Origin of the sequence: Kitasatospora sp. NPDC005748, from assembly GCF_040630735.1 — a bacterium.
In the GTDB taxonomy this organism is placed as follows: Bacteria; Actinomycetota; Actinomycetes; order Streptomycetales; family Streptomycetaceae; genus Kitasatospora.
In genome coordinates this window covers 45237-62707 of the sequence record NZ_JBEXYD010000045.1, presented here as the reverse complement: position 1 = coordinate 62707, position 17471 = coordinate 45237, and the positions used below count along the sequence as shown (strand labels likewise).

Annotated in this window: 16 protein-coding genes; 11 read left to right on the top strand and 5 right to left on the bottom strand. The window is 73.8% G+C overall.

Going from position 1 to position 17471, the window contains the following annotated elements:
• Positions 1–150: 150 nt before the first annotated feature.
• The 3 genes from ABZ495_RS26895 to ABZ495_RS26885 all read right to left on the bottom strand — a co-directional run bounded on the left by ABZ495_RS26895 (position 151) and on the right by ABZ495_RS26885 (position 3222).
• A complete protein-coding gene (locus ABZ495_RS26895) occupies positions 151–1431 on the bottom strand; it encodes a hypothetical protein (RefSeq protein WP_359802964.1) in 1281 nt (426 codons plus the stop codon).
• Between the two features lie 68 nt (positions 1432–1499).
• A complete protein-coding gene (locus ABZ495_RS26890) occupies positions 1500–2624 on the bottom strand; it encodes a hypothetical protein (RefSeq protein ID WP_359838496.1) in 1125 nt (374 codons plus the stop codon).
• A gap of 112 nt (positions 2625–2736) precedes the next feature.
• Positions 2737–3222 (bottom strand): NADAR family protein, encoded by a 486-nt coding sequence (locus ABZ495_RS26885; protein ID WP_359838499.1) that lies wholly within the window; start codon positions 3220–3222, stop codon positions 2737–2739.
• 335 nt (positions 3223–3557) lie between these two features.
• Between ABZ495_RS26885 and ABZ495_RS26880 the strand changes: the two genes are divergently transcribed.
• Both ABZ495_RS26880 and ABZ495_RS26875 read left to right on the top strand, forming a co-directional pair.
• On the top strand, positions 3558–4121 hold the full coding sequence (locus ABZ495_RS26880; RefSeq protein ID WP_359838494.1) for a sigma-70 family RNA polymerase sigma factor: 564 nt from the start codon (positions 3558–3560) through the stop codon (positions 4119–4121).
• Entirely contained in the window at positions 4114–4383 is a 270-nt protein-coding gene (locus ABZ495_RS26875; protein WP_359838493.1) for a hypothetical protein, read from the top strand. Before ABZ495_RS26880 ends, ABZ495_RS26875 begins: the two co-directional genes overlap by 8 nt.
• A 92-nt stretch (positions 4384–4475) precedes the next feature.
• Here the strand turns inward: ABZ495_RS26875 and ABZ495_RS26870 are convergent, their stop codons facing one another.
• Positions 4476–5864, bottom strand: a complete 1389-nt coding sequence (locus ABZ495_RS26870; RefSeq protein WP_359838498.1) for an MFS transporter — start codon at positions 5862–5864, stop codon at positions 4476–4478.
• A 242-nt stretch (positions 5865–6106) separates the two neighbouring features.
• Between ABZ495_RS26870 and ABZ495_RS26865 the strand changes: the two genes are divergently transcribed.
• Positions 6107–7024 carry a helix-turn-helix transcriptional regulator gene (locus ABZ495_RS26865; protein ID WP_359838492.1) on the top strand — a complete coding sequence of 306 codons (918 nt, stop codon included), beginning with the start codon at positions 6107–6109 and terminating at the stop codon, positions 7022–7024.
• 518 nt (positions 7025–7542) lie between these two features.
• Here ABZ495_RS26865 and ABZ495_RS26860 read toward each other — a convergent pair.
• Positions 7543–8079: a hypothetical protein gene (locus ABZ495_RS26860; RefSeq protein ID WP_359838490.1), complete on the bottom strand. Its 537-nt coding sequence runs from the start codon at positions 8077–8079 to the stop codon at positions 7543–7545.
• A gap of 134 nt (positions 8080–8213) precedes the next feature.
• Between ABZ495_RS26860 and ABZ495_RS26855 the strand changes: the two genes are divergently transcribed.
• The 8 genes from ABZ495_RS26855 to ABZ495_RS26820 all read left to right on the top strand — a co-directional run bounded on the left by ABZ495_RS26855 (position 8214) and on the right by ABZ495_RS26820 (position 17435).
• Entirely contained in the window at positions 8214–9440 is a 1227-nt protein-coding gene (locus ABZ495_RS26855) for a histidine kinase (RefSeq protein ID WP_359838488.1), read from the top strand.
• Positions 9428–10072 carry a response regulator transcription factor gene (locus ABZ495_RS26850; RefSeq protein WP_352289806.1) on the top strand — a complete coding sequence of 215 codons (645 nt, stop codon included), beginning with the start codon at positions 9428–9430 and terminating at the stop codon, positions 10070–10072. Before ABZ495_RS26855 ends, ABZ495_RS26850 begins: the two co-directional genes overlap by 13 nt.
• Before the next feature lie 2 nt (positions 10073–10074).
• Positions 10075–10857, top strand: coding sequence for a DUF4097 family beta strand repeat-containing protein (locus ABZ495_RS26845; protein WP_359802952.1), 783 nt, complete (start codon positions 10075–10077; stop codon positions 10855–10857).
• 369 nt (positions 10858–11226) lie between these two features.
• Complete coding sequence (dusB, locus tag ABZ495_RS26840) at positions 11227–12333, top strand: tRNA dihydrouridine synthase DusB (protein ID WP_329492091.1); 1107 nt, start codon at positions 11227–11229, stop codon at positions 12331–12333.
• Between the two features lie 563 nt (positions 12334–12896).
• Entirely contained in the window at positions 12897–15605 is a 2709-nt protein-coding gene (ppdK, locus tag ABZ495_RS26835; RefSeq protein ID WP_359802950.1) for a pyruvate, phosphate dikinase, read from the top strand.
• 410 nt (positions 15606–16015) lie between these two features.
• Positions 16016–16525, top strand: a complete 510-nt coding sequence (locus tag ABZ495_RS26830; RefSeq protein WP_359838486.1) for a ribonuclease — start codon at positions 16016–16018, stop codon at positions 16523–16525.
• A gap of 107 nt (positions 16526–16632) precedes the next feature.
• The gene (locus tag ABZ495_RS26825; RefSeq protein ID WP_359802947.1) at positions 16633–17118 is read left to right on the top strand and encodes a hypothetical protein; all 486 of its coding nucleotides are present in this window, start codon (positions 16633–16635) and stop codon (positions 17116–17118) included.
• Complete coding sequence (locus ABZ495_RS26820) at positions 17118–17435, top strand: transcriptional regulator (RefSeq protein ID WP_359838484.1); 318 nt, start codon at positions 17118–17120, stop codon at positions 17433–17435. Before ABZ495_RS26825 ends, ABZ495_RS26820 begins: the two co-directional genes overlap by 1 nt.
• Positions 17436–17471 lie beyond the last annotated feature (36 nt).

The following is a 17471-nucleotide window of genomic DNA, read 5'->3' as shown; positions in this document are numbered from 1 at the left end:
AGCTTCCTGGGCCCCTGCGGCTTCCGGTCCCCACGAATCTCGAAGTCCATCGCAACCCCTCAGCTGGGGTGTTGCAACGACCCTTAAAACCCAAGCTTCCGGCGGGCGGGGGCTCCCCGCGTCCGGCTCGTCGAACCCGCCGACCCCGGCCTACCGGCGGCCCCAGCGGGAGCGCGGCGGGCCGGCCGGGGCGGTCGGCAGGCCGGCGCCGCGCAGCGAGGCGAGGGTGCTGCGGTGGCGGCCCTCGTCCTCCAGGAGGGCGGCCAGCAGGCCGTCGTAGAGCCGCCGGTGCGGGGCGAGCGCGGTGGCGAGCCGGACGAGCTCGGCCGGCGGGCGCAGCGCCGCGAGGTCGCGCAGCAGGACGCCGGACAGTGGTTCCGGCAGGGTGCCGGCCAGGTCGGTGAGCTCGGCGGCGGGCCGGCCGGCGGCCTGGCGCAGCAGCGTCCGGGCGTCCTCGGAGCGGCCGGCCCGCTCCAGCCCGGCCGCGAGGGCGGCCAGCTCGGCGGTGGGCGCGGAGCCCCACTCCCAGAGCAGGGTGGCGCTGTCCGCGTGCTGGCCGGCCCGTTCCAGGGCCACCAGCAGGGCCGGCAGCGCGTCGGCCGGGTAGGCCCAGAGGGCGTGGAACAGTTCGGTCGCCTCCTGGGCCAGGCCGGCGGAGCGCAGTTCGGCGAGGGTGCTGGCGGCCTGTGTCGGAGTGCCGGCCGCGGCGCCGCGGGCCAGCTGGACGGAGGCGTCGGGCGGGCCGCCGCGGGCGAGCAGACCGGCCAGCCGGGCGGTGTCGAGCGGGAGGAGCAGGGCGGCGGCCTGGCCCAGCAGGGAGGTGATCTCCTGGGTGGCGCCCTGGCGGTGCAGAGCGGTGATCCGCTCGGCGAGGGCGGTCAGTTCGGCGGGGGAGCGGCGCCGGGGCGGCTCCGGTGGCTCTTCGGGCGCGGGCGGTGGCTGGGGCGCCGGGACCGTCCGGGGCGGGGTCGGTTCGCCGGCCTCCTCGGGGCGGGACCGCGGGGCGCCGAACCGGGCCCCGGTGGCGGGTGGCGGCGGAGCGGCTCGGCGCGCTGACGGGGCGTGCGCTCCTTCCTCCTCCCCCCGCACGCCCCCGAAGCGGGCGCCGGTGGGCTGCCGGGGCACTGGATTGCGGACCGGCGGCTGGCGCAGCCGGTCCTCCAGCGCGGTCAACTGCTCGCTGAGCTCCAGGCAGCGGGTGCCGAGCCCCTCGCGCAGCGTCCGCGCCTGGGCCAGCTGCCGCAGCAGTTCCGCGTCCGGCCGCTGCCGCTCCGGGACGGCCCGCACGGCCTCGGCGAGCCGTCGTTCGCGCTGGTTGGCGTACTGCCGGGCTCGCAGTAATTCGTCCAGCTCGGCACGGAGGTCGAGCGCGTCCTGTTCGCTCTCGCCGCTGTGCTGAGCCGGGGGTTGTTCCGTGTGCCGTATCCGCATGATCGCCGCACCCTGTCCATCTCGACCCTGACTGCGGGTCATCCTGGCGTCGATATACGGCGACAGAGTTACGGGAGTGCGTCGAAATGTTTGCGACTGCCGTCCAGGACCGCGCAGACGGCACCGGCGGTGAGCAAGCCGACGACGGCCGCCCGGAGCAGAGCCGCCTCGAAGTACGGGTCGGTGGACCACCGGACGGCCAGGTATCCCGCCCCCGCGCCGACGGCAGCGGGCAGGACGAGCCGGCCCGCGCGCCGGCCGACGGCGGCGATCAGCACCGCGGCGCCCGCCGCGGCGGCCAGCCGGGGCGTGCCGAAGCCCCCGGCGTACCGGAGGGCGAGGGCGGGGACGAGGAACAGCGCGAGGCCCCGGCCGAGGGAGTCCGTGAGCGCGGCCACGCGGGGACCGGCCGGGGCGCCGGGCCGTTTCGCCGCCAGGACGCGGGTCGCGCCGAGCACGGCGACCGCGGTGATCACGCCCGTGAGCCGTTCGCCGAGCCGGGAGAGGTTGTAGAGCAGCACGGTGTCGTAGAGGGCCAGCATCAGGGAGCCGAAGGCCCACAGCTCGACCGCGAGGACGAGCGGCCCGGGGGAGCGGGGCGCGGTGTCCGCCTCCCGCCCCGCGATCCGGGCGAGCAGCGGCGCGGTGACCAGCGCCGACACGACCCGGATGACCAGGTCGTCCACCGTGTACGGGTTGCGCAGCTCCCACTCCACCGCGCAGAACGCGACGGTGTACGAGGCGGCGGCGAGCGGGAGCAGCGGTGAGCGGGCCACCCGGACGTACAGCTGCCGGTCGAGCCGGCGCACCACGGCGAGGAAGGCCAGCAGGACGAGCGGGAGTTCGAGGAAGGCCTGGACGCGCAGCACGGACGGCGCGAGCAGCTCGGGTGCGGGCGTGTGGGCGGCGACCCAGTCGACGAACGGGTTGCCGCGGGGCACGGCGAACCATCCGGGGGGCAGGTAGCGCGCGACGAACGCGGTGCTGCCGTCGTGCACGCGCTGGACGTAGACGGCGAAGGCCAGTTGGTTGAGGAGGATCAGCGCCACGACGGCGGCGAGCAACGCCTCCGGCCCGGGCGCTCCCCCGCGCCCGGGCCGGACCTCCCGCCGCAGCACCCTCGGGGTGAGGGCGAGCGCGGCGCCCACCGACAGCACCGCCGTGGCGTCCAGGGCCGGGGCGATCGTGCTCATCGGCTCCTCCGGCCGGTCGCGCTTTTCCGGCTCGTCGTGCTTGTGGCGCTCGTGGCGCTCGTGGCGCTCGTCGTGCTCGTCATGCCCGTCCTGCTCGTGGCGCTCGCGATGCTCACCGGGCCAGCCGGGTGCGGGCCTCCATCAGGGCGAAGCCGAGCAGGTTCTCCCCGCGCCAGTCGGCCGGTCGTGCGGCCCGTTCGTCGTCGGCGGCGAGACCGATGCCCCAGAGCCGGTCCACCGGGCTGGCCTCGACCAGCACGCGCTGCCGGGTGCCGAGGAGGTAGTCGCGGAGGGCGTCGTCCTGCCCGAACTTGGCGACATTGCCCGTCACCACCAGCTCGAACCGCCCGGCGGCCCAGGTGGGTTCGTTGAACCCCCGCACCTGGCGCCCCAGCTTCTTCGCCTCGGCCGGGGTCCGGGCGGCGAGGATCCGCGGCACGATCGCCTCGTCGCCGAACAGCCGGGCCTTCCCGGCCATCATCCAGTGCTCGGCGCTCGCGTACGTCACGCCGTCCACGGTGAAGGGGGACGGCCACCACTGGCTCAGCGCCCCCTGACCGACCGAACCGTCCTGCTGCGGCTGATGCCCCCAGAACATCAGCCACTTCGGCTCGGCGCCGGAGGCGACGGCCGCCACCAGCTCGGCCCGGTTGCGGGTGTCGAGGGGGTTCCCCTGCTCCATGCTGCTCATATCGTCATCCTGACGTAAAGGGGCCCGTGGTGCCAGTGATTTGATCGGGGCGGTCCGCCCGTGACCGGCTCCGGGAATGGGGCTGAATCCTTTGCGCGGGGGTGTGCCTCTTATGAATGTCTCCGACGAAAGGGTCGGACCGGACTGGGAGGTTCTCGTGATCGTTGGCATCGCCGTGGCTGTCGCGCTGTTGCTGCTGTGCACCTGCACCGTGGTCGTGATGAGGAAGCGGGGGCGGGGCCGTGGCTGACGCGGGGGGCTGGCCGGGGGAGCGCCTGGTCCACGCGGCGCAGCGGGGGGACGTCGACTCGATCGCCGCGCTGGTGTCGGGGGCGCACCCGCATGTGCGGCGGTTCGCCCGGACGTTGTGCGCCTCGCCGGAGGATGCCGAGGACGCGGCGCAGGAGGCGCTGATCATCCTGTACCGCAAGATCGGGATGCTGCGGGCCTCCGGTGCGCTGGCGTCGTGGATGTTCCGCATCGTGCGCAACGAGTGCCTGCGCCGGGCGCGGGTACTGCGGCGCGACCCCGCGCCGTCGGGGGACGACACCGTGCTGTCGGCCGAGGAGGAGGTGCTGCGACGCCTGGAGGCCGGGCGGGTGGCGGCGGCGATCGCCGCGCTCCCGGCCGACCAGCGGCGGGTGCTGGTCATGCGGGACATCCAGGGCCTCGACGGGCGGACGGTCGCCGACGCGCTGGGGCTGAGCGGCGCGGCGATGAAGTCACGACTGCACCGGGCGCGATCGGCCGTCCGCTGCGAGCTGCGGGCCGCACCCGAGACCGTCCTTGGAGGCATCGATGAGTGATCGACCCGACTTCGCGAGTGCGTCCCTGCCCCGCCACCTGGTGCGCGGCGCGGTGGGGTTCGGCGGCCTGATCGGCGCCTTCGCGCTGCTCCCGGTGGTGGGGCCGGCCGCGCTGCTGCTCCTCCCGATCGGCGTGCTCGCCCTGCGCGGATGCCCGATGTGCTGGACGATCGGGCTGATCCAGACCGTCTCGCGGGGCCGCCTGGAGCGCTCCTGCACGGCGGACGGCCAGTGCCGGCTGACCGTCGCCGGGGCCGGCTGACGACGCCCCGCGCACCCGAGCGCGCCCGACCGCGACTTCGCGGGCGGGCGCGCGGGCTGTGCGGGAGCCGGTCGTGACCCGGCCGTCCGGGGTCACCCGATGGAGCGGGGGAGCCGGGTGGTCAGGTACAGGATGCTGAAGGAGCCGAGCAGTTGGACGGCGAGGCAGAGGGCCAGCGCGCGGTCCATGCCCACGGTCGGGGCGAGGGCCAGGTAGAGGCTGCCGAGGGTGGCCACGCCGAGGGCCAGGCTGGACTGCTGGCTGGTGGCGAGGACGCCGCTGCCGACGCCCGCGCGGTCGGCGGGGACCTTGGAGAGGACCACCCGGAACAGCGGGGTGCCGATCAGGCCCTGCCCGATGCCCGCGAGCGCGACCCCGGGGGCCATCCGCAGCGGGGAGAAGTGCGACCAGTCGGCGAGCACCGTCAGGATCAGGGCGGCCAGGCCGAGCGCCTGGACGACGGCGCCGGCGGTCAGTACCCGGCTGCCGAAGCGGCCGATCAGCCGGGGGCCGGCGAGCGAGGCCCCGAAGTAGCCGACGGCCATCGGGACGAGCGCCCAGCCGGCCGCCACCGGGCCGAGCCGCAGGCCCTGCTGGAGGGCGATCGCGATCACGAACATGAAGCCGCCGAAGCCGCCGAAGTAGGGGAGGGCGATGCCGAGCCCGCGCCGCATCTCGGGGATCCGCAGCAGGCTGGGCGGCACCAGCGGGGTGGCGCCCCGGCGTTCGGCGCGGGTCTCGACCAGGGCGAAGGCGACCGCGAACACCGGGGAGAGCGCGAGCAGCACCCAGGACCAGAGCGGCCAGCCGGCGGCGCGGCCCTCCATCAGCGGGACGAGCAGGGCGAGCATGGTCGCGGTGAGCAGCAGGGTGCCCAGGACGTCCACCCGGGCGGCCTGCGGGGAGCGGCTCTCCGGCACGTACCGGAGGGCGAGGACGAGGGCGAGCAGGGCGAACGGGACGTTCAGCAGGAAGACCGAGCGCCAGCCGGTGCCGAGGACGTCGGCGGCGACCAGCATCCCGCCGAGCACCTGGCCGACCACCACCGAGATCCCGGCGACCGCGCCGTAGACGCTGAGCGCGTGGGCGCGGCGGGCGCCGTGGGTGGCGGCGGTGATGGTGCCGAGGACCTGGGGGACGATCAGGGCAGCCGAGGCGCCCTGGGCGGCGCGGGCGGCGACCAGCGACCAGGCCCCGGGAGCTAGCCCGCAGGCGAGCGAGGTGAGGGCGAACGCGGCGGCGCCGACCACGAAGAGCCGTCGGCGGCCGAAGATGTCGCCGAGCCGGCCGCCGAGGACGAGCAGGACGGCGAACGCGATGCCGTACCCGGCGGCGACCAGCTCCAGCACGGCGGGGCCGGCGGCGAGGTCGCGGTCGATGGTGGGCAGGGCGACGTTGACGATGAAGAAGTCGAGCATCGGCAGGAACGCCCCGAGCAGTACGGTGACCAGCCCGGCGGTGCCGATCGAAGCGGTGCCGATCGAAGCGGTGCTCGGCGAGCTGGTGCCGGAGGCGGCAGAGGCGGTGGTGCTACCGGTGGTGGTACCGGCCGTGGTGGAGCCGGTGGGGCGGGCTGACGCGGCAGTGGTGGTGGTCGTGGCGACGGCGAGTTGTTGGGTCACGGGTCATACGATCTTCCGTCCGACAACCTGGTACCAGAGTGTGCTTATCCAGGTATCAGAAGTACCTGGCACCCGGCTCCCGCATGGCGCATGCTGAGTCCATGAGCCTGACCACCGCGTCCGTCCGAAGCACCACCGCGTCCGCCGGGTCGACCGCGACCGCGAGCCCCGCAGCCGCTCCGTCGACCCCGCTCGCCGCCGAGGCCCGACGGCACGAGCTGGCGGCGTTCCTGCGCAGCCGCCGCGAGCGGATCGCACCGGAGCAGGTGGGCCTGCCGACGACCGGCCGCCGCCGGACGCCGGGGCTGCGCCGCGAGGAGCTCGCGCAGCTCGCCGCCGTGGGGGTCACCTGGTACACGTGGCTGGAGCAGGGCCGGGACATCCAGGTCTCCACCCAGGTACTGGACGCCGTCGCCCGTGCACTGCGGCTCGATCCGGCCGAGCGGTCGCACCTGTTCGCCCTGGCGGCCGCCGAGGACCCCGCTCCGGTGCTGGAGTGCCCGACGGTGACCCCGGCGGTGCGGCTGGTGCTGGAGCAGATGGCGCCGATGCCGGCGGCGGTGATCAACGCCCGGTACGACATCCTGGCGCACAACCCCTCCTACACCCACCTGGTCGGGAACGTCGACGAGTTGCCGTTCGAGGAGCGGAACCTGGTCTGGATGGCGTTCACACCGTCGCGCTTCCGGGACGTGCTGGTGAACCACGAGCAGGAGCGCGAGGGAATGGTGGCCCGGTTCCGGTCGGGCATGGCGGACCACACCGCCGAACCGGCCTGGAAGGCACTGCTCGCCCGGCTGCGCAAGGCCTCGCCGGACTTCGAGGCGGCCTGGCAGCGGCACGACGTCCAGCGGCCCGGCAACGGACTCAAGCAGTTCCTCATCCCGGGGGTCGGGCTGCTGCACTGCGACTACACGAGCTTCTGGCTCGGGCCCCGCCCCAGCACCCGCCTGATCGCCTACACCCCCAGGGACGAGGAGACCCGGGCACGGATGGCCCTCATGGCGGACGGCCTCTGACCCGGACGGCCGTCGGACCACCCGTCGTACCGCCCGTCGGGCCCGGCCGCCGCCGAGCCGGCCCGTCGCGCCCGGTACCGGCCCCGACACCGGCTCGGCAGCCGCCGCGCCCCGACCGAGCGCCAGGCAGAGGACGGCCAGCGGCAGCTCGACACCGCAGGCCATCACCAGGGCGGCGAGCAGCGGCAGCCCGCGTCCGGCGGTGCCGACGTCGGCCAGGGCGTCGCCCGCGAGCAGCAGCGCCACCACGCAGGCGGGCCCGAGCGCGGCCGGACTGCGGCGGCGCAGCAGCGCGTCCAGCCAGAGCAGGGCGCTCAGCTCGCCCAGGTCGAGGACGACCCAGACGGTCTCGTGGCAGAGCACCAGCACGGCCAGCCAGGGCAGCAGGGCCAGCGCCGCCAGGGCGGGCACCTGCGGAGCCCAGCCGGGCAGCGCCGGGGCGGTCGGCCGGCTCGGCCGGATGCGCGGAGCCGGCCAGGTGAACGACGTCGGCCAGGCTCCCGGCAGGACAGCGGCGCTCACCGTGCGCTCCGGCCGGGCGTGCGGACCCGCTCCAGCGACCGCCGCACCCGGCCGGTCGGGTGCTCCACCAGGACGCCGCCGAACGGGCCCCGCGCCCAGGCGAGCCAGAACTCCCCGGCCACCGTGACCACCTCGGTTGCCTCGACCACCCCGGCCCGCCGCACCGCCCGGCGCAGCCGCCCGGCGGTGAAGCCCACGGCGGGCACCGGGCCGCCCTGCGGCAGCCGGCCCCAGACCAGCCCGTACGACTCCCGCGCGCCGATGGCCGGGCACCGCCGGGCGCCGCGCAGCAGCTCCGGGGCGAGCCGGGCCGCGACCACGACGTCGACCAACTCGCCGTGCTCGTACACCTCCAGCGCGGCCCGCCCCCGGGACGCCGGGACGCCCCGCACCGACCAGGGCCCGAGCAGCCCGAGCGGGCCCGCCGACCCGAGCGGGCCGACCGGCCGCGCCCACGCGGCGCCGGCGTCGCCGAGACCGGCGGCGGGCCGCAGGTGCGGCGCGGTGGTGGAGTGCGAAGGAGTGCTCGTCATGCCGTCAAGACTTCCGTGGACGGCGCTCGCTGTCGGTAGTGCACCACACCGAATCAGGGGTGTACCCAGCTACACCCCAGGTCTCCACTCCCCTTCATGGCGGCCGTCGATCTTCGCGCCCTACGCTGTCCGTCATGCCCTCCACCCCGCTGCGCCGTGCGCTCGCCAGGAGCGTCGGGCGGCCGCTGTGGGCGGCCGTCTGGCGCGACACCCGGTTCATAGCCGCCGGCGTCCCACTGGCCGCGCCGATCTGGCTGGCCGTCCTCTACCTCAAGGTGTTCCTGCTGGTCCTCGGCCTGAGCCTGGCCGGCATGCGCCTGCTGACGACGGCCCAGCGCGGCCGGTTGCGCGCCCTGCGCGGGGTCGAGGTGCCGCCGCTGCTCCGTCCGGTCCGGACCTCGGCCGGTCCGCTGACCGGGCTGCGCACGGGGGTGAGCTGGCGTCAGGTCGGCTACCACCTGCTCGCGGGCCCGCTGCTCGCGCTCGGCGCCGTCGGGCTGCTCTACGCCTGGGGCGCGGGCCTGGTGATGGCCACCGTCTACGGCTGGACGTGGCTGATGCCGTCGTCGAGCCCGGTCCGCGGGCAGCTGGTCACGCTGGACGTCGCGGTCACCGTGGGCGGCGTGCTGCTGCTCCTCGTCCTGCCGTGGGCGACGGTCCTGCTGGCCCGGCTGGAGGAGTGGACGGCCCTGCGGCTGCTCGGCCCCGGCCGGGCGGAGGCCCTGGAGCGCCGGGTCGAGGAGATCGCCGAGAGCCGGGCCGGCCTGGTCGACGCCGTCGACGCCGAGCGCCGCCGGATCGAGCGCGACCTGCACGACGGCGCCCAGCAGCGGCTCACCTCGCTGGCGATGAACCTGGGCCTGGCCCGGCGCACCCTCAAACACGCCCCGCCCGAGGTCATGCAGGTGATAGTGGACGCGCACGAGGAGGCCCAGGCCGCCATCGACGAACTGCGGGACCTCGTGCGCGGCCTGCACCCCGCCGTTCTGGAGGACCGCGGCCTGGACGCGGCGCTGTCCGGCATCGCCGCCCGCTCGCCGCTGCCGGTGCGCGTCGACGTCGCCCTGACCGAGCCGGTCGCCCCGACCGTCGAGGCGGTCGCCTACTTCACCGTCTCCGAGGCGCTGACCAACGTCGCCAAGCACGCCCGTGCCTCCCGGGTCGACCTCTCGGTGCGGACGGCGGGCGGCCGGCTGCGCCTGGTCGTCAGCGACGACGGTGTCGGCGGCGCGGACGCCGCGCGCGGCACCGGCCTGACCGGGCTGCGCAAGCGCGCCGCCTCGGTCGACGGCACGCTGTCCGTTCTGAGCCCCCTCGGGGGCCCCACCACCATCACCGTGGAGTTGCCGTGCGTGCTGTGATCGCCGAGGACTCGGTCCTGCTGAGGGTCGGTCTGGTCAAGGTCCTGGAGGCCGTGGGCTTCGAGGTGGCGGCCGCGGTCGGGGACGCCGAGGCGCTGCTCGCCGCCGTCGAGGAGCACCGTCCGGCGGTGGTGGTGGCGGACGTCCGGATGCCGCCCGACTACACCGACGAGGGCGTCCGGGCCGCACTGATGATCCGCCGGCAGTGGCCGGAGGTCGCGGTGCTGCTGCTCTCGCAGTACGTCGAGGAGCGGTACGCGGCCGATCTGCTGGCCACGAACACCAGTGGGGTGGGCTACCTGCTCAAGCAGCGGGTGGCCAACGTGGACGACTTCGTGGACGCCCTCCAGCGGGTGGCCGAGGGCGGCACCGCGCTGGACCCGGAGGTGGTCGCCCAGCTGCTGGTCCGCCGCCACCGCGATCCGCTGGAGAAGCTGACCCCGCGCGAGCGGGACGTGCTCGGCCTGATGGCGGAGGGCCGCTCCAACGCGGCGATCGCCGCCGCCCTGGTGGTCAGCGACAGCGCCGTGGCGAAGCACATCAACTCGATCTTCACCAAGCTCGAACTGCCGCCGGCCGACAACAGCCACCGCCGGGTGCTCGCGGTGCTGCGGTTCCTGGAGGTCGGGTAGCCGTGGGCGCACGTCGGGCCTGGCAGATCACCGGGACGCTCACGCTGGCCTTCGCCATGCTGTTCGGCGCCGTGCAGACCTGGGCGGTGGTGGTGCAGCAGAAGGCGGTGTCCGAGCACTCCTACCAGGTCGCGGTGACCAGGGTGGAGCTGGACACCGGGACGGCGGAGGTCCGGATCAAGCCGGGCGTCCCCGGACGGGTGACGATGAGGCAGTACCTGGACTGGACGGTCCGCAAGCCCACGGTCTCGGCGATCTTCCAGGGGGATGTCCTCACCGTCCGGATGCGCTGCAACCAGCTGCTGCCGGCGGTGGACGTCGGCTGCGGCGCCTCGATCGATCTGGAGGTACCGGCCGCGGCCTCGGTGTCCGGCGGGGGGACGTCCGGTGCCCTGGAGGTCCGGGACCTCACCGGGGACGTCCGGCTCACCGCGACCTCGGGCGCGATCCGGCTGACCGGGCTCTCCGGACAGCTGTACGCACGCACCACCTCCGGGGAGCTGAAGGCCGCCGGCCTCGGGTCGCCGCGGGTGGAGGTGAGGGCCTTCTCCGGGGAGATCGACCTGGGCTTCGTGCGGCCGCCGCAGCTGGTGGACGCCGGTGCCACCTCCGGGTCGGTGGCGATCGGACTCCCGAAGGGCTCCCGGTACGCCTTCGACTTCAGCGGCGCCGCCGGTCCGGGCGACCGCCACATCGACCCCGAGCTGGCCGACTCCACCAGCTCCGACACCGTCCGGGTGGTGACTACGTCGGGTTCGGTGCGCATCGTCACCGCGGCGGGCTGACGGACAAGGGCCGACGGACGTGGGCCAACGGACAAGGGCCAATGGACGCGGGCCAACGGACAAGGGCCGACGGAGGCGGGCCCACGGACGAAGGCCAACGGCCAAAGGCCCACCGCCCGGCCCCCGGAAGGGCCCGGTGAGCAGCGCCGACCGGCCCCGGCGCGCGGTGGGGGACAATGAAGAGTCCCGAGCCCCCGTCCACGAGGTCAGCCGCGCATGACAGCCACGCTCGACACCACCGCGTCCGCCCCGGCATCCGCGCCCGCGCCCGCCACGGCACCCGCCGCCGCGAACGCGGCCGCCGGCGAGCCCGCGGCCGCCCCCGCGCCCGCGACCAGCTCCGAGTTCGCGCCGCTGACGATCGGCCCGATGCGGGTGTGGCCGCCGGTCGTCCTGGCACCCATGGCCGGCATCACCAACGCGCCCTTCCGCACCCTCTGCCGCGAGCAGAGCGGCGGCAAGGGCCTGTACGTGAGCGAGATGATCACCACCCGGGCCCTGGTCGAGCGCAACGCCAAGACCATGCAGCTGATCAAGTTCGACGCGAGCGAGAAGCCGCGCTCGATCCAGCTGTACGGAGTGGACCCGGTGACCGTCGGCAAGGCCGCCCGGATGATCGCCGACGAGGGCCTGGCCGACCACATCGACCTCAACTTCGGCTGCCCCGTCCCCAAGGTGACCCGCAAGGGCGGCGGCTCGGCGCTGCCGTACAAGCGCAACCTGCTCCGCGAGCTGTTGCGCGAGGCCGTGGCGAACGCGGGGGACCTCCCGGTCACCATGAAGATGCGCAAGGGCATCGACGACGACCACCTCACCTACCTGGACGCGGGCCGGATCGGCGCCGAGGAGGGCGTGGCCGCCATCGCCCTGCACGGGCGCACCGCCGCCCAGCACTACGGGGGCACGGCGGACTGGTCGGCGATCGCCCGGCTGCGCGAGTCCGTCCCGGCGCACATCCCGGTGCTCGGCAACGGCGACATCTGGTCGGCGGACGACGCGGTGCGGATGATGCGCGAGACCGGCTGCGACGGGGTGGTGGTCGGGCGCGGCTGCCTCGGCCGGCCGTGGCTGTTCAAGGACCTGGTCTCGATCTTCGAGGGCGAGGTCGACTACGCCCGCCCGAGCTTCGCCGACGTGGCGCGGGCGATGGTGCGCCACGCGCAGCTGCTCGGGGAGTGGCTGGGGGACGAGACCCGCGGCGTGATCGACTTCCGCAAGCACGTCGCCTGGTACACCAAGGGCTTCTCGGTCGGCTCCGAGCTGCGGGTGAAGCTGGCGAACTCCTCCTCCTTGGCCGAATTGGCCGAAACCCTGTCCATGGTGGAGCAGTCGCAGCTCTGGCCGGCCGGCGCGGACGGGCCGCGCGGGCGTACGAGCGGCAACAACCGGGTGGTTCTCCCGGAAGGCTGGTTGGACGATCCGTATGACTGCGCTCTTCCCAGTGCAGACGCCGAATCGGACACCTCTGGCGGTTGATCTGGCCGCTTCGGCAAAAATGGCGCTCAGCGACCCCTTGCCACCGCGTCCCAGCCCTCTTGTCCCATCTGGACAAGAGGGCTCCTTTTTGGTGTACGAGTATCACGGAAAGAGCACGAATCCGGACGCAGTGCGACGATCGGCCGAGGAGACCTACGCCCGACGGGCGAGATGCGTCCGTGACGCTTGCCACATACGGTGGCGACTGACGGCCCTTCAGGTGACGAAATGGACAGGTCGGCAGGGAATCGCTTCCCGAAGGGGGTGGCGCGGGATCGGGTGCTCGGGGTGCAGGAAATCAAGCCGGGGCAACGCGCTGGACCGTCGACCGCTACCCTGCGTCCCTCTCGTGTGATCTTCCTGTTTCCTTGAGTTCAAGACTTGAAGGAATGCTCGCGTCATCCGGACGATTTCACCAACAGAGGTGAACGCCTTTACGTGCATTCGATCTGTTGGGTTACCACTGGGTACCGGCCTCATACGGCCTATTGGCGGCGCAGAAGCGCCTTCGAAATGGGTATGTTCTCCGGCGTCAGGGCAACCGTGTGCGAGGAGACCGACCCGTGCCGTCCCAGCAGAAGTTTGTTTACTCCTTCACCGAAGGAAACAAGGACCTCAAGGATCTTCTCGGCGGCAAGGGCGCGAACCTGGCCGAGATGACCAACCTGGGCCTCCCCGTCCCTCCGGGGTTCACCATCACCACCGAGGCCTGCAAGGTCTTCCTGGAGACCGGCAGCGAGCCCGCCTCCCTCCACAAGGAGATCAGCGCCCACCTGGACGCCCTTGAGCAGGAGATGGGCAAGCAGCTCGGTCAGGCCGACGACCCGCTGCTGGTCTCGGTCCGGTCCGGGGCCAAGTTCTCCATGCCCGGCATGATGGACACCGTCCTGAACATCGGCCTCTCCGACACCTCGGTGGTCGGTCTGGTCGCGCAGTCCGGCAACGAGCGTTTCGCCTGGGACTCCTACCGCCGCCTGGTCCAGATGTTCGGCAAGACCGTGCTGGGCGTCGACGGCGAGCTGTTCGAGGAGGCCCTGGACGAGGCCAAGCACGCCAAGGGCACTGTCAACGACCTGGACCTGGACGCTTCCGACCTCCAGGAACTGGTCGAGGTGTTCAAGGGCATCGTCCAGCGCGAGACCGGCCGGGCCTTCCCGCAGGACCCGCGCGAGCAGATGGACCTCGCCATCCACGCCGTCTTCCACTCCTGGAACGGCGACCGCGCGCGGCTCTACCGCCGCCAGGAGCGCATCCCGAACGACCTGGGCACCGCCGTCAACGTCTGTTCCATGGTGTTCGGCAACCTCGGCGAGGACTCCGGCACCGGTGTCGCCTTCACCCGCGACCCCTCCACGGGCGCCGTCGGCGTCTACGGCGACTACCTCTCCAACGCCCAGGGCGAGGACGTCGTCGCCGGCATCCGCAACACCCTGCCGCTCGCCGATCTCGAACAGCTCGACAAGAAGTCGTACGACGAGCTGATGACGATCATGCAGAAGCTCGAGAACCACTACCGCGACCTCTGCGACATCGAGTTCACCATCGAGCGCGGCAAGCTCTGGATGCTCCAGACCCGGGTCGGCAAGCGCACCGCCGCCGCCGCCTTCCGGATCGCCGTCCAGCTGGTCGACCAGGGCCTGATCGACCTGGACGAGGCCCTGATGCGGGTCACCGGCGGTCAGCTCTCCCAGCTGATGTTCCCGCGCTTCGCGCCGAACGCCGAGTCCAAGCAGATCGCCTGGGGCCTGGCCGCCTCGCCCGGCGCCGCGATCGGCAAGGTGGTCTTCGACTCCTACACCGCCGTCAAGTGGTCCCGGTCCGGCGAGAAGGTCATCCTGGTCCGCCGCGAGACCAACCCGGACGACCTGGACGGCATGATCGCCGCCGAGGGCATCCTCACCTCGCGCGGCGGCAAGACCTCGCACGCCGCCGTCGTCGCCCGCGGCATGGGCAAGACCTGTGTCTGCGGTGCCGAGGAGCTGGAGGTCGACACCAAGCGCCGCCGGATGACCACCTCCGACGGCCTGGTGCTGGAAGAGGGCGACATCGTCTCCATCGACGGTGCGAGCGGCAAGGTCTACCTGGGCGAGGTACCCGTCCTGCCGTCCCCGGTGGTCGAGTACTTCGAGGGCACCCTGCACGCCGGCGCCGACGTCCAGGGCGGTCTCGTCCAGGCCGTGCACCGGCTGATGTCGCACGCCGACGGCCGCCGCCGGCTGGCCGTGCGGGCCAACGCCGACAACTCCGAGGACGGCGGCCGCGCCCGTCGCTACGGCGCCCAGGGCATCGGCCTCTGCCGCACCGAGCACATGTTCCTCGGCGAGGAGCGCCGCAAGGAGGTCGAGCACCTGATCCTGGCGGACAACGACAAGGACCGCGAGACCGCGCTCTCCACCCTGCTGCCGCTGCAGAAGGGCGACTTCCTGGAGCTCTTCCAGGCGATGGACGGGCTGCCCGTCACCGTTCGCCTGCTCGACCCGCCGCTGCACGAGTTCCTGCCGGACATCACCGAGCTCTCGGTGCGCGTCGCCCTCGCCGAGGCCCGCAAGGACCCGAACGAGAACGACCTGCGACTGCTCCAGGCGGTGCACAAGCTGCACGAGCAGAACCCGATGCTCGGCCTGCGCGGCGTCCGCCTCGGCCTGGTCATCCCCGGCCTGTTCGGCATGCAGGTGCGGGCCATCGCCGAGGCCGCCGCCGAGCGCAAGCTGGCCGGCGGGGACCCCCGCCCCGAGGTGATGATCCCGCTGGTCGGCACCGTCCAGGAGCTGGAGCTGGTTCGCGACGAGTGCGATCGCGTGCTGGCCGAGGTCGCCCAGTCCACCGGCGTCCAGCTGGACATCAAGCTCGGCACCATGATCGAGCTGCCCCGGGCCGCCCTGACGGCCGGCCAGATCGCCGAGGCCGCCGAGTTCTTCTCCTTCGGCACCAACGACCTCACCCAGACGGTCTGGGGCTTCTCCCGGGACGACGTGGAGGCCTCGTTCTTCACGGCCTACCTGGAGAAGGGCATCTTCGGGGTCTCCCCGTTCGAGACCATCGACCGCGACGGTGTCGGCGCGCTGGTCAAGCACGCCGTCGAGGCCGGCCGGGCCACCCGCCCCGACCTCAAGCTGGGCGTCTGCGGCGAGCACGGCGGCGACCCGGAGTCGGTGCACTTCTTCCACGAGGTGGGGCTGGACTACGTCTCCTGCTCCCCCTTCCGGATCCCGGTGGCGCGCCTGGAGGCAGGCCGCGCCGCCATCGAGACGGCGGGCAGCGACTCGCGCTGACGCGGAGCCCCGGCCAGGCATCGGCCGGGGCGCCGCCGACGCGGTCGCTGACCGCACCCCCTCCCACCGGGGAGGGCGTACACCGGAGCTCGGCGCAGGAGAACCGGCGTACGTAACGCGAGCGGGGCGGGAACGGACAATGGCGTCCGTTCCCGCCCCGCTCGTCTGTCTGTGCGGAAGACCCGCGGGGAACGGCGGGCAACGGCGGGCAACCGCGGGGACTCTGCCCGAAGGTCTGCCCGCCCGGCCGCCCGGGTCTGCCCGTCCGGTCCGCCATGCCGTTCCTCTGCCCACCCGCGCCGCCCACCCGCGCCGCCCGCCCGTCGCACCCGACGGGCGGCCGCGGGTGTGGCCGCGGCCACGCGTGTGGCTGGCCGGCCACGGCCCGGCCGGCTGCCAAGCTGGAGCGCATGACCAGCAAGAACCGCCTGTTCACCCTGGTGGCCGTCCTCCTCTGCGCGCTCGCCGCGCTCGCCGGGTGCCAGCTCTCGAACGACGGGGCGGACAGCCCGAAAGCCACCGCCGCCGCCTCCACCGGAGCGAGCGCCACCGGCCCGAAGCCCTCCGCTCCGAAGTCCTCCCCGCCCGCCGGCACCACTCCGCCCCCGGCCGGCGGCTGGGTGCCCACCGACGCCGCGCTGGCCGACGTCTGCCGCACCAAGCTGCCCGCCCAGGCCGTCGACACCCTCGGCCTGATCGCCAAGGGCGGCCCCTACCCGTACCGCTCGGACGGCATCGTCTTCGAGAACCGGGAGAACCGCCTCCCGCGCAAGGCCTCCGGCTACTACCACGAGTACACCGTCGTGACCCCGGGCTCCGGCGACCGCGGCGCCCGACGCGTCGTCACCGGCGGTACCGGGGAGCAGTACTGGACGGCCGACCACTACGGCTCCTTCCTGGAGATCGACGCCCGCTGCTGAGTCATCGGCCCTCGAAAGTACTTTCCACATCGGAAAGTAGATGCCATAGTGGAAGTACCAGCCACGCCGGGGCGCCCACGGGGGCCCCGGGCACTCCAGGGGGATCCATGAACGCCGCCGAACCCGCCGACCCGTCCGCCGCCGACCTGCCCGCCGCCGAGGCGCTGCGCCTGGCCGACCGGGCCAGGGCCGCCGCCCAGGCACCGGGCCGCCTTCCCGGCTGGTACGGACCGGCCTTCGCGGTGGCGTTCACCGTCTACGGCACCGGCGTCGGACAGGCGATCGGAGCCGGGATGGGCTGGCTGGGCGGGCTGTTCGGGGCGCTCTTCGCCGCCCTGACGGGCGCGCTGGCCCGGGTCGCCGTGAACCAGGGCGGCATCGTGCACCGCATGGCGCCCGGCATCGGTCGGCCAGTGGTCCTGGCCGTCCTCGCGGTGATCCTGGTGGGCCTGGCCGCCCTGCTGCTCGCCTGGCTGGCGGGCGGCGGTGCGCGCTGGATGGGCGCGGCGGCGGGCTTGGCGGCGGGCGCGGCCTTCTGGGTGGCCACGGACCGGCTCACCGCGTCGATCCGCCGGATGCCGGCGGCCCGCTGATGCCGGCCGCGCTCGACCCGCTGCTCCAGCACCCGACCCGGCTGATCGTGCTGGCCTTCCTGAGCGCCTGCACCGAGGCCGAGTTCGCCACCGTCCGGGACCACTGCGAGGTCTCCGACTCGACGCTCAGCAAGGCGGCAGCCGCCCTGGAGGACGCCGGATACGTGGTGGTGAAGAAGGGGTACGTCGGCAAGCGTCCGCGGACCTGGCTCGGCGCCACCAAGGCCGGCCGCAAGGCGCTGGCCGCCCACCTCGCCGAACTCCAGCGGCTGGTGGCCGCGGCCGAGTCCGCCGGCGCCGCCCAGGACCCGGCCTGAGCCCACGCGCCGACCGGACCGCGCCCGCCCACCGGT

What these genes read in the sequence shown, in the direction of transcription:
- ABZ495_RS26895 (WP_359802964.1), bottom strand. Translation starts at nt 1,431, where the DNA reads ATGCGGATACGGCACACGGAACAACCCCCGGCTCAGCACAGCGGCGAG.
- ABZ495_RS26890 (WP_359838496.1), bottom strand. Translation starts at nt 2,624, where the DNA reads ATGAGCACGATCGCCCCGGCCCTGGACGCCACGGCGGTGCTGTCGGTG.
- ABZ495_RS26885 (WP_359838499.1), bottom strand. Translation starts at nt 3,222, where the DNA reads ATGTTCTGGGGGCATCAGCCGCAGCAGGACGGTTCGGTCGGTCAGGGG.
- ABZ495_RS26875 (WP_359838493.1), top strand. Translation starts at nt 4,114, where the DNA reads ATGAGTGATCGACCCGACTTCGCGAGTGCGTCCCTGCCCCGCCACCTG.
- ABZ495_RS26865 (WP_359838492.1), top strand. Translation starts at nt 6,107, where the DNA reads ATGAGCCTGACCACCGCGTCCGTCCGAAGCACCACCGCGTCCGCCGGG.
- ABZ495_RS26860 (WP_359838490.1), bottom strand. Translation starts at nt 8,079, where the DNA reads ATGACGAGCACTCCTTCGCACTCCACCACCGCGCCGCACCTGCGGCCC.
- ABZ495_RS26855 (WP_359838488.1), top strand. Translation starts at nt 8,214, where the DNA reads ATGCCCTCCACCCCGCTGCGCCGTGCGCTCGCCAGGAGCGTCGGGCGG.
- dusB (WP_329492091.1), top strand. Translation starts at nt 11,227, where the DNA reads ATGCGGGTGTGGCCGCCGGTCGTCCTGGCACCCATGGCCGGCATCACC.
- ABZ495_RS26830 (WP_359838486.1), top strand. Translation starts at nt 16,016, where the DNA reads ATGACCAGCAAGAACCGCCTGTTCACCCTGGTGGCCGTCCTCCTCTGC.
- ABZ495_RS26825 (WP_359802947.1), top strand. Translation starts at nt 16,633, where the DNA reads ATGAACGCCGCCGAACCCGCCGACCCGTCCGCCGCCGACCTGCCCGCC.
- ABZ495_RS26820 (WP_359838484.1), top strand. Translation starts at nt 17,118, where the DNA reads ATGCCGGCCGCGCTCGACCCGCTGCTCCAGCACCCGACCCGGCTGATC.